General features: G+C 53.7%; 10 protein-coding genes. 8 read left to right on the plus strand and 2 right to left on the minus strand.

What is annotated here, in order from left to right:
• Positions 1 to 21 precede the first annotated feature (21 nt).
• From cysM to QGM61_RS04500, 8 genes are all read left to right on the plus strand, one after another.
• A complete protein-coding gene (cysM, locus tag QGM61_RS04465; RefSeq protein ID WP_272907275.1) occupies positions 22 to 993 on the plus strand; it encodes a cysteine synthase CysM in 972 nt (323 codons plus the stop codon).
• A gap of 8 nt (positions 994 to 1,001) precedes the next feature.
• Entirely contained in the window at positions 1,002 to 2,396 is a 1,395-nt protein-coding gene (gene rlmD / locus QGM61_RS04470) for a 23S rRNA (uracil(1939)-C(5))-methyltransferase RlmD (RefSeq protein WP_281132138.1), read from the plus strand.
• 3 nt (positions 2,397 to 2,399) lie between these two features.
• On the plus strand, positions 2,400 to 4,436 hold the full coding sequence (locus QGM61_RS04475) for a RelA/SpoT family protein (protein WP_281132139.1): 2,037 nt from the start codon (positions 2,400 to 2,402) through the stop codon (positions 4,434 to 4,436).
• Positions 4,433 to 5,260, plus strand: a complete 828-nt coding sequence (gene mazG, locus QGM61_RS04480) for a nucleoside triphosphate pyrophosphohydrolase (protein WP_281132140.1) — start codon at positions 4,433 to 4,435, stop codon at positions 5,258 to 5,260. The genes QGM61_RS04475 and mazG overlap by 4 nt, the downstream gene beginning before the upstream one ends.
• A 29-nt stretch (positions 5,261 to 5,289) precedes the next feature.
• On the plus strand, positions 5,290 to 5,940 hold the full coding sequence (gene adk / locus QGM61_RS04485) for an adenylate kinase (RefSeq protein WP_237134188.1): 651 nt from the start codon (positions 5,290 to 5,292) through the stop codon (positions 5,938 to 5,940).
• Positions 5,941 to 6,108: 168 nt separating this feature from the next.
• Positions 6,109 to 7,101 (plus strand): hypothetical protein, encoded by a 993-nt coding sequence (locus QGM61_RS04490; RefSeq protein ID WP_237134187.1) that lies wholly within the window; start codon positions 6,109 to 6,111, stop codon positions 7,099 to 7,101.
• A gap of 85 nt (positions 7,102 to 7,186) precedes the next feature.
• The gene (gene tsaB / locus QGM61_RS04495) at positions 7,187 to 7,897 is read left to right on the plus strand and encodes a tRNA (adenosine(37)-N6)-threonylcarbamoyltransferase complex dimerization subunit type 1 TsaB (protein ID WP_281132141.1); all 711 of its coding nucleotides are present in this window, start codon (positions 7,187 to 7,189) and stop codon (positions 7,895 to 7,897) included.
• Positions 7,897 to 8,664, plus strand: coding sequence for a class I SAM-dependent methyltransferase (locus QGM61_RS04500; protein WP_281132142.1), 768 nt, complete (start codon positions 7,897 to 7,899; stop codon positions 8,662 to 8,664). Before tsaB ends, QGM61_RS04500 begins: the two co-directional genes overlap by 1 nt.
• A gap of 18 nt (positions 8,665 to 8,682) precedes the next feature.
• On the opposite strand, the gene dapE is transcribed toward QGM61_RS04500, so the two are convergent.
• Together dapE and dapD are read right to left on the minus strand one after the other, a co-directional pair.
• Positions 8,683 to 9,861 (minus strand): succinyl-diaminopimelate desuccinylase, encoded by a 1,179-nt coding sequence (gene dapE / locus QGM61_RS04505; protein ID WP_281132143.1) that lies wholly within the window; start codon positions 9,859 to 9,861, stop codon positions 8,683 to 8,685.
• 12 nt (positions 9,862 to 9,873) lie between these two features.
• Positions 9,874 to 10,905 carry a 2,3,4,5-tetrahydropyridine-2,6-dicarboxylate N-succinyltransferase gene (gene dapD, locus QGM61_RS04510; protein ID WP_281132144.1) on the minus strand — a complete coding sequence of 344 codons (1,032 nt, stop codon included), beginning with the start codon at positions 10,903 to 10,905 and terminating at the stop codon, positions 9,874 to 9,876.
• Positions 10,906 to 10,920 lie beyond the last annotated feature (15 nt).

A 10,920-nucleotide genomic window follows, 5' to 3' on the forward strand; every position in this document is an offset into this window, starting at 1 on the left:
AAGTTGCAATCAGGTCCACATATGTCGCAAGCACAAGACTCGCAAGCGCAGAACCCCAGGAAAAGGCCCGAATCCGGCGCATCGGCTGATCAAGTCGGGTCGCTGCGGGAGTTTCAGACTGTTGACTCCCAGGTTGGCAATACACCCCTGGTTCGCCTGCAGCGAATGAACAAGAATGATTCCAATACCGTTCTGTTGAAACTGGAAGGCAATAATCCAGCAGGTTCAGTCAAGGACCGACCTGCCTACAACATGATCCTGCAGGCCGAACTTCGGGGTGATATCAAACCCGGTGACACCTTGATTGAAGCAACCAGCGGAAACACGGGTATTGCGCTGGCAATGGTGGCAGCGATCAAGGGCTACAAAATGGTTCTGGTCATGCCGGAAACCATGTCAGAAGAGCGCAAGGCGTCCATGTCCGCCTATGGTGCGGAACTTGTCCTGGTCAGCGATGAGCAGGGCATGGAAGGCGCACGCGATCTGGCTGAAAAAATGAGCCGTGAAGGACGCGGCAAGATCCTCGACCAGTTTGCCAATGCTGATAATCCCAACGCTCATTATCTTACAACTGGCCCTGAGATATGGCGGGATACCGGCGGGCGCGTTACACATTTTGTTGCCTCGATGGGAACGACCGGAACCATCATGGGCGTGTCACGTTACCTGAAAGAACAAAACCCCGATATAAGGATCGTCGGCCTGCAGCCCGAAGATGGTTCCAAAATTCCCGGCATTCGACGTTGGCCGCAGGAATACCTGCCGCGCATTTTCGAGCCAGCCCGTGTTGATCAGATCATTGACATTGATCAGAAGGATGCAGAGCGCACCATGCGATCATTGGCGAAAGAAGAGGGTATCTTTTGCGGCGTTTCTTCAGGTGGTTCGGTTTACGGTGCCCTGCAGGTCAGCGAGCGCGTCAACAATGCTGTCATCGTCGCGATCATCTGCGATCGCGGTGATCGCTATCTTTCTACTGGTGTATTTTCCTGAGATCTTTTATGAGTCGATCGCGTCGTGGCCGGCAGCGGCTGCCGTCCGAGCCCGTTAACCTGTCTATTGACCGCCTGAGCCATGAGGGCCGCGGCGTCGCCAGCAATGAAGGCAAAATTGCTTTCGTAGAGGGTGCGCTGCCGGGCGAACAGGTTACGGCTGTTTATACCAATCGTCGCAGCAAGTATGACGAACTGCGTTTGGAGTCACTGCTGACGCCGGCGCCTGATCGGGCTGAGCCTCCCTGTGAATTCGCCAGTATCTGTGGTGGTTGTGTACTTCAGCACCTGGTACCTGAATCCCAACTGTCACTCAAGCAGCAGATTCTCGCTGACCATTTGAAACACAGTGGTGGAATTAGCGAATACCAACACTTGCCAGCCATGTCTGCCGACACACTGGCCTATCGTCGCAAGGCGCGACTGGCTGTTCGCTATGTCCACAAAAAAGGCGATGTGCTGGTTGGTTTTCGAGAAAAATCCAGTTCCTTTATCGCCGATATGGAGTCATGCCAGGTACTGGTGGCCCCGGTCGGCAATCTCATCCGGCCATTGCGTGACCTGCTGATGAGCATGGATGGACGTCGGGATATTCCCCAGATCGAAGTGGCCGTTGGTGAGACGCAGTGCGTCGCCGATGACGACATGTCGGAGGTGCTCAAGGTGGCGCTGGTATTAAGACATCTGGAGCCGCTCAGTGAGTCCGATCTTGACCGCTTGCGACAATTTGGCGAGCAGCACGATATAGAATGGTATCTGCAATCGGGTGGTCCGGACACTGTGCACCGGTTCTGGACTGAGGAGGAACCGTCCCCTCTGAGATATTTCCTGCCAGACCCACTGGGCGATATTACGATGCATTTTCAACCCGGCGACTTCACCCAGGTCAATGCGCAGATAAATCGTCGCATGATCAGGCAGGCGCTTGATCTGCTTGATCTGCAAGACTCAGACCGGGTGCTGGAACTGTTCTGTGGTCTTGGTAATTTTACGCTCCCGCTGGCGCGCCGTGCAGCACACGTTGTGGGTGTGGAAGGCAGCGCAGAGATGTTGACGCGAGCCGGCGAGAATGCCCGTCGCAATGATATCCACAATGTCGAGTATCACGTTGCAGACCTGTTTACACAGTTTGAGACAGGCAGCTGGGCCGACGGTTCATGCAATAAGCTCCTTCTGGATCCGCCACGTTCCGGGGCCATTGAAGTGATATCACGTATTGATGAGCTTGCCCCTGACGTGATTGTTTATGTGTCCTGTAATCCAGCGACGCTGGCACGTGACGCTGCTGAACTGCTGAGACATGGTTATCGAATGACTCATGCCGGCGTCATGGATATGTTTCCGCATACAGCGCATGTTGAGTCCATGGCGCGATTCGAAAAAGTCGCGAGTGGTAGAGGTTAAGTCATGGTCCAGGTGAGGGAAGAGTACTCGTTCAATACTGACGGCAGCGTCAATTTTGAGCAATGGCTAAACCGCCTGGAGAGTTATGTCAGTCTGGATCGGCACGACGTAATCAGGCAGGCCTGCGAATTGAGCTGGCATGTTGAGCAGCAGGCGATAGCTGCCAGGAATACCTGGTCTCCTGGCGTAAGCAGCTACCGCACTGGTCTGGAAATGGCAGAGATTCTGGCGCAGCTGCATCTCGACAGCGAGGCGATAATCGTATCGGTACTTTATCGACCAGTCCGGGAGTCACGTCTGGAACTGGACGCGGTCCGGGAAGAGTTCGGGGATGCCATTGCAACGCTGCTGGAAGGTGTGTTGCGAATGGCGGCCATCAACGAAACGGATACCAGTAAGACCCGGGTTCTCGGACAGAATCAGGATCAGGTAGAAAATGTTCGCAAGATGCTGCTGGCCATGGTCGACGACGTTCGTGTTGCCTTAATCAAACTTGCCGAGCGTACCTGTGCCATCCGTGCCGTAAAAAACGCGGGAGATGAGAAACGTCGCCGCGTTGCGCGTGAAGTTTTTGACATTTACGCACCACTGGCACATCGGCTGGGTATAGGTCAGCTGAAATGGGAGCTGGAAGACCTGTCGTTTCGTTATCTGCAGCCAGAAAATTACAAGGGCATTGCCAGTCTGATCGATGAGCGCCGCGTGGATCGCGAGCGTTATATCACTGAAGTGACCGATGCCCTGCGACGGCATTTTAATCGTGCGGGTATTGATGCAGAGATCAACGGCAGAGCAAAAAGTATCTACAGTATCTGGCGCAAAATGCAGCGCAAGCAACTGGATTTCAATCAGATCTATGATATCCGCGCAGTGCGTGTACTGGTGCCGGAAATTCGCGACTGCTACGCGGCGCTGGGTATTGTGCACAATCTCTGGCGCGTCATCCCGAATGAGTTTGACGATTACATCGCCAACCCCAAGGAAAATGGCTATCAGTCTCTGCACACGGCTGTTATCGGTCCTGAACAGAAAGTATTTGAAATCCAGATCCGCACCTTCGCCATGGATGACGATGCGGAACTGGGTGTCTGCGCTCACTGGCGGTATAAGGAAGGCATTATTGACCCTGACTATCGCGATGGTTTTGACGGCAAGATTGAATGGTTACGCCAGGTGTTGGCATGGCATGACGAAATGGGCATGGTTGGTGGTCTGGCAGAACAGCTGCGCAATGATGCGGGCACAGATGATCGCATCTATGTGTTCACTCCCGAAGGTCATGTTGTGGATCTCATGGCAGGTGCCACGCCATTGGACTTCGCTTATTATGTGCACACAGAAGTAGGGCATCACTGTTCCGGTGCTCGCGTTAATGAACGTCTGGTGCCGCTCAATTATCGATTGCAGACAGGCGATCGTGTTGAAGTACTGAGCAGCGAGTTGAACGTGCCAAGTCGCGACTGGCTCAAGCCCCATCTCGGTTACGCTAATACACCTCGTGCGCGCGCCAAACTGGTGCAGTGGTTCAAGGCGCGTCCACGAGAGGAAAACGAGGAGTTCGGTCGACACTGGCTGGAACGTGAATTCCGTCGACTGGCGATTGAAGACGCGCCGTATGAAGATATAGCTCGCCGGCTGGGTTGCCGTAATCTGGAAGGTCTGTTCGTTTCGGTTGGTACCGGTGCGATTACCGTTAATGAAGTTATTGACGTGGCGCATCAGATCCAGCCCGTGCTGGTGTCCAGTGATCTGTTTGGTTCAGTGCAGGAAACTGGTGAGGCTCAGGCGACACCGGTCAATGCCGAGATTGAAATTATTGCGCACGACCGCGCTGGTTTGTTGCGGGACGTGACCACGATTCTTGCTAATGAGTCGCTTTATGTACTGTCGATTGCAACTCGCAGTGACAAACGCGATAGTACGGCATCCATGCGGCTGGAGGTGGAACTGACATCATTCAACAGCCTGGCCCGCGCACTTGATCATTTGAATGACCTGGACAGCATTATTGAAGCCAGACGGCTGGGAGTTAGCCGATGACTGAAAAAAAGAGTGCCGCGATGATGGAGCTCGTCACGCTGATGGCGAACCTGCGGGATCCCCAGCATGGCTGCGCCTGGGATCGTAAACAGACTTTCGAATCATTGACGCGCCACACGCTGGAAGAAGTGTATGAGGTTGTGGATGCAGTGGAGCAGGGCGAAGCTGCAAAAGTCTGTGATGAATTGGGCGATTTGCTGTTTCAGGTCGTTTTTTATGCCCGTATCGCAGAAGAGCAATCACTGTTTGATCTTGGTGATGTTGCCAATGCCATCAAATCCAAGCTCCTGCATCGACACCCGCATATTTTTCCGGATGGAACACTGGTAAGTTTTGGTCAGCCATCACCGCTGACAGCAGAGCAGGTGGAACACAACTGGGAATTGATCAAGAATGCCGAGCGTGAAGCATTGCAGCGCTCAGGGACTGTCAGTGTCGTCGATGATGTGCCGCGCGCGCTGCCTGCAATTGAGCGCGCCGGCAAATTGCAAAAACGTGCGGCGTCGGTAGGTTTTGATTGGCCTGATGTGTCAGGTGTGACTGCAAAACTTGCTGAAGAATCTGCTGAATTACAGGCTGCGATTGCCAATGGTGATCAAAACCAGCAAACACATGAACTGGGTGATCTGTTATTCACCTGCGTCAACCTGGCGCGCCACCTGAAGATCGATCCGGAAGGGGCTTTACGTCAGGCTAATCAACGTTTCGAGACTCGCTTCAGGTACGTTGAAAAAACTGCTGCCAGTCATGGCGGTGGGCTGAGTACTTATGATCCGGAACAATTGGATCTGTGGTGGAATGAAGCCAAGAGTCAAAACAATTAATATTGGGTAACTTGTTAACAGGAGAGGGTATGAGAATCATTTTATTGGGCGCACCAGGCGCGGGGAAAGGGACGCAGGCTCAGTTCATCACGAATGAGCTGAATATCCCCCAGATTTCGACTGGTGACATGCTGCGCGCCGCCGTCAAGGAAGGCACGCCACTGGGTAAACAGGTTGAGGGTGTCATGAACAGTGGTGGGCTGGTGACCGATGAGATCATCATTGCACTGGTTAAAGAGCGAATCGCCAAGCCTGATTGTGTGAACGGGTTTCTGTTTGACGGTTTTCCGCGCACGATACCACAGGCGCAGGCAATGGTTGACGCGGGTATCGAGATCGATCGAGTGATCGAAATTCGTGTCGATGATGAAGAGATTGTCTCACGACTTTCTGGTCGTCGTGTACATCCGGAATCTGGACGCGTTTATCACATCAAACACAATCCGCCAGCCAAAGAAGGCATTGATGATGTGAGCGGTGAAGCATTGGTGCAACGCGACGATGACAAGGAAGACACCGTCCGAAAACGTCTTGCTGTGTATCACGAACAAACAAAACCGCTGGTGGATTTTTATAAAACTCTTGAAAAAGAGAGTGACCAGCTTCGGTTCGTCAGCATCAATGGTCAGGATGATGTTCAGAAGATTCGCGCAAAATTGTCAGAAGTTCTGGCTGGTTGATTCAGAAAACAATCAGTTTGACGACAGAATGCGAGTAAAAAACACAAAAAATGTTGCACATAACTGTATGGCAATAATTTTTTGTGTTATCGTGCCGCTGAAACGTGGCTCAGTTTCGCGTTGATTCATGATGGTGGTTTTCTTCCACAGTTTTGGAGAGATAAAAGTATGGCCAAAGTTAGAGCGAAAAAGAAGACGTCTGCCAAATCAGCGGTCAAGAACATGAAAGACGCTGCACTGGCTAAAGCGGAAGCTTCACTGGCAAAAGTAGAAAAGGAACTGGTCGCTGGTAAGAAAAAGGCTGATACTGCCGAAGCGAAAGCAAAAGCAGCTGCCAGCAAAGTCTCTAAGAGTGCCACTGCCGCAGGCAAGAAGGCATTGGCTAGTGCGGAAGCCGCTGCCAAAAAGGCATCTGCAAACCTCGCATCCATCAACGAAAAACTGCGCACTGCCAAGGCTCAGGTCAAGGCAATGAATGATGCAGCAAAAGCCAAAGCTGCAGCAGAAGCCAAAGCCCAGGCAGAAAAAGCTCGCAAAGAGAAACTTGCTGCTAAAGCTGAAGCTGATCTTGAGAAAGCCGTTAAAGCATTCTCTACTCAGTGGATGAAGAAGCGTAAGAAAGCCGATGCAGCGAAAGAAGCGGCTCGCATCAAAAAGCTGAAGGCCAAAGAAAAAGCGGCAGCCAAAAAGCAGGCTGAGAAGGATAGAGCCGCTGCCAAGAAAGCTGCAGCTAAAGCACGTGCTGCTGCAAAAGCCAAAGCGACGCGTGAGCGAGCAGCGGCCCGAAAAGCGGCAGCCAAAGCCAAAGCGGCAGCCAAAGCCAAAGCAGCTCGAGAGAAAGCAGCAGCCAAGAAAGCTGCAGCAAAAGCCAAATCAAAGGCGAAAACTACCAAAGCCAAAGCGGGTCGCAAGACAGCCGCCGTTGCAGCTTCAGCCGCAGGAACTGCCAAGAAAGCAGCCAAGAAAGCTCCGGCCAAGAAGGCAGCAGCCAAAAAGCCAGCGGCCAAAAAAGCAGCAGCCAAAAAGCCTGCTGCCAAGAAAACGGCCGCCAAGAAGCCAGCTGCTAAAAAAGCAACCGCAAAAAAAGCTCCAGTAAAAAAAGCCGCAGCTCGTAAACCACGCGCCAAGAAAGCACCAGCGGCAACTGCTGCCAGCGCATAAAGACGCGCGCGCAGCGTAAGACGATTGTCAAAGGCTGCATTTTGAGTAAAATCAGAATGCAGCCTTTGAGTCGTTGTTAACCTCCATGAATTCTCGCCTCCTAGTCCTCGATACCTGTTCTCAAATATGCTCTGTCGCCATCGGTGATGGTTCCGTTGACTATTCTCAGTCCAGTACTCAGTCCCGTCGCCACGCCGACGAGGTGTTGAGCATGATCAGCACGCTGCTGACCGAGTCTGCTTGGGAACTGTCAGCAATCAATGCAATTGGGTTCGTTTGCGGTCCAGGTTCCTTTACCGGATTGAGAATCGGCGCGGCAGTCACTCAGGGGCTGGCGTTTGGTGTCGACATACCTGCGGTACCCATTTCTTCCCTGGTCATGCTGGGTAGGCGCGCTCAACGCCGGCAGTCGATGGCTGTCACTGTTGCCTGCCTGATGCACGCGCGTGAAGATGAATTCTATTTTGGGGTGTTCCGTGATAATGGCGACGGGGTTCCGGAAGTACTGGAAGCGGACTCCATTGTGTCTGCCAAAGAGTTGTTGGAAGTGATCCCGCAGTGGCAGAGTCGACATCCAGGTCTGGTGCTGGCAGGTGAGGCCTGGGGGCACGAATTATTGGCTGATATCGTCACCACGTTTGATGAATCCTCAGTTGTTTCTGAGTCAGCTGACGCCGGGGAATTACTCGAACTGGCAATTGCGGCTTACCGGGCAGGCCATACTGTTGCAGCCGACATGGCGACTCCTGTTTATCTGAAAGAAGAACTCGTTTACCGCACAGTGGCCGAGCAATAATGGTGGAACTGACGCGGTTGCTGCCATCTGGCCTGGCACTGGAGCAACATGCAAATGGCTTGACGCTGGTGTCCACTGAAGAACCCCAGGCAGGCTTTGTACGCGTTGACTTTTGTGACCCTGCGCTGACCTTTCGTCGTCGACAATCTCTTCGTAAAGAATCTGTTGTGCGCGCGGCAGGCGCTGTTGCAGCCAATCACAGGGTGCTGGGCGTCTCGTGTCAGACTGACACTCCGGATGAGACAGCGCCTGTCCTGCTGGATGCAACGGCCGGCCTCGGTGTCGATGCCTTCATACTAGCCTGCGCCGGCTGGACAGTATTGATGCTTGAGCAGTCGCCGATTATTCATGCACTGTTGACTGATGGCCTTCAGCGGGCTCACAAACAGGCACTGGAGTCCGGCGACGCAACGCTGGAGAAAATTCTCGGACGCATGAAGCTGCAGGAATGTCAGGATGCGCGCGACTGGTTAATGGGTGATGGCGCGCAACATCATCTGGACGTCATTTATCTCGATCCGATGTTTCCGGCTCGTCAGAAATCGGCGCGTGTCAAAAAGAACCGGTATTTGCTCCAGGCGCTGCATGGCCCAGAAGCCCAGGGGGAGGGACTTCTGTCGCTGGCCTGTCAACGGGCCCGCAAGATAGTCGTCAAGCGCCCCTTGAGTGCGCCGCCGCTGGATGCTGATGACCAGACTGTGATGCGACCTTCGGCAAGTATCTCCGGCAAGCACAGTCGGTTTGATATCTATGCGGGTAAACTGTAGTCCATCGGCATGTGCTGCCTACAGCAATCGGTTCAGTATATCTTCATAAACCAGTGATAGCTGTTCGAGATCGCTGACACTGACGTGCTCGTCAACTTTGTGAATAGTGGCATTACGCGGTCCCAGCTCGACAACCTGAGCGCCGGTAGGTGCGATAAAACGGCCATCGGATGTGCCGCCACTGGTAGACGGCTGGCAGTCACCGCCTGTGATTGAGCGGACACTTGCCTGTACCGCTTCGATCAGATCGCCGGGTTGGGTCAGAAAAGGGTGGCCCGAAAGCGCCCAGTCCAGTGTGTAGTCGATATCGTGGGCATCAAGTATCGCTTCGGTACGATCTTTAATCTGCTGTTCCGTCAGCTCGGTTGAAAACCTGAAGTTGAACACGACGTCAAGATTACCGGGAATCACATTGTTGGCTCCGGTGCCTGCCGAGATATTCGAAATCTGAAAGCTGGTGGCCGGAAACGATTCGTTACCCTGGTCCCACACAGTGCTGCACAGTTCGTGCAGTGGCAGCATCGCTTTGTGAACCGGATTGTCTGCAAGGTGGGGATAGGCCACATGGCCCTGGACACCATGAATCTGTAGCCTGCCATGCAGAGACCCACGTCGGCCGACCTTGATGATATCTCCAAGTCGGTCAGTGCTGCTGGGTTCGCCAACAACACACCATTTGAATTTCTCGCCACGGGCTTCAAGTGCATCAATGACCTTCCGTGTGCCGTTAACCGCTTCACCTTCTTCGTCTGCCGTGATCAGAAACGCGATTGAGCCGGCAACCGGTTGTTCCGAGGCGCTGCGTTCGGCCAGAAAGCGCTCACAGGCCGTAATCATGGCGGCCAGGCTGCCTTTCATGTCTGCGGCGCCACGTCCATACAACATGCCGTCCTGCACCGTGGCAGAATAGGGCGGATGACGCCATTTACCTTCGGGGCCCGTTGGTACGACGTCTGTATGACCGGCAAAGCACAAAACCGGGTCGGTAGTGCCATAGCGCGCCCAGAAATTGTTCACCTCACCGAAACGCATCGGCTCCACTTTAAAACCAATGGCCTGAAGCCTGTCCATCATCAGCTGATTACATCCTTTGTCTTCAGGTGTCACAGATGGAATCCGGATCAGCTCCGTTGCCAGTTTCAGTGTGTCGCCAGGCGCAGAGTCTCGCGGGGCATTCGTGTCCGGGGAATGGCTCATAGTGTCAGTTGCTCAATTGTGGCTGTGCAGGTCTTCGTTCAGTGCGATACGGGTTTTGTTGCTTTTGCATTCGACAGCACCCGTCTGCGAATTGCGTCGGAACAGCAGATCACTTTTGCCTGAGAGCTCGCGGGCCTTGATCAGTTCGACCAGCTCGCCTTCATTGTCCAGCAGACTGACTTTTGTTCCGCCAGTGACGTACAGGCCTGCTTCAACGATGCACCGGTCGCCCAGTGCGATACCAATACCTGCGTTGGCGCCGATCAGACAGTCTTTGCCGACGGAAATGATTGCCGTGCCGCCGCCAGACAGAGTGCCCATGGTCGAACAGCCACCGCCCAGGTCGCTGCCTGTGCCAATCACGACGCCAGCCGAAATCCTGCCTTCAATCATCGCAGTGCCTTCTGTGCCGGCATTAAAGTTGATGAAGCCTTCATGCATCACGGTTGTGCCTTCGCCGACATAGGCGCCCAGGCGAACCCGGGCTGTATCGGCGATTCTGATGCCATTCGGTACAACGTAGTTACACATCTTGGGGAATTTGTCGACGGACATTACATCAAGCGTGCGGCCTTCGGCGCGTGCCTGTAACTGCCGTGCAGCCAGCTCTTCTATTACGATTGCACCCTCATTGGTCCAGGCGATATTGCGCAACACACCAAAAGCGCCCTGCAGGTTTACCGCATGTGGACGGCACAGTCGATGCGAAAGCAGGTGAAGCTTCAGATAGACCTCACCGACCGAGCTTGGCACGCTGTCTGTTGCCAGAAATGTTGCCACGACGCGACGCCCGCTGCTGCGAATGGCGGCTGTGACAGACTGATCGAAGGGGTTGGCGGCATCTGCCTCAATCTGTTCCAGCTGCTTTTCTGTCAATTTGACGCACTGATTGCCGCCTTTGTAACCTACCGCCGCGGCGATCCCGGCGACCAGCTCTGGTGCAGGGTTCAACATGGGCTTCGGGTAATACACCTCGATGATGTTTTCGGCTGAGTCAGTAGTGGCCAATCCCAGTGCAAAGCTATGCAAGGCGTTTGTTGTCATATTCATTTCCTTTGT

The organism is Pseudohongiella sp. SYSU M77423 (genome assembly GCF_029911965.1).
GTDB lineage: Bacteria > Pseudomonadota > Gammaproteobacteria > Pseudomonadales > Pseudohongiellaceae > Pseudohongiella.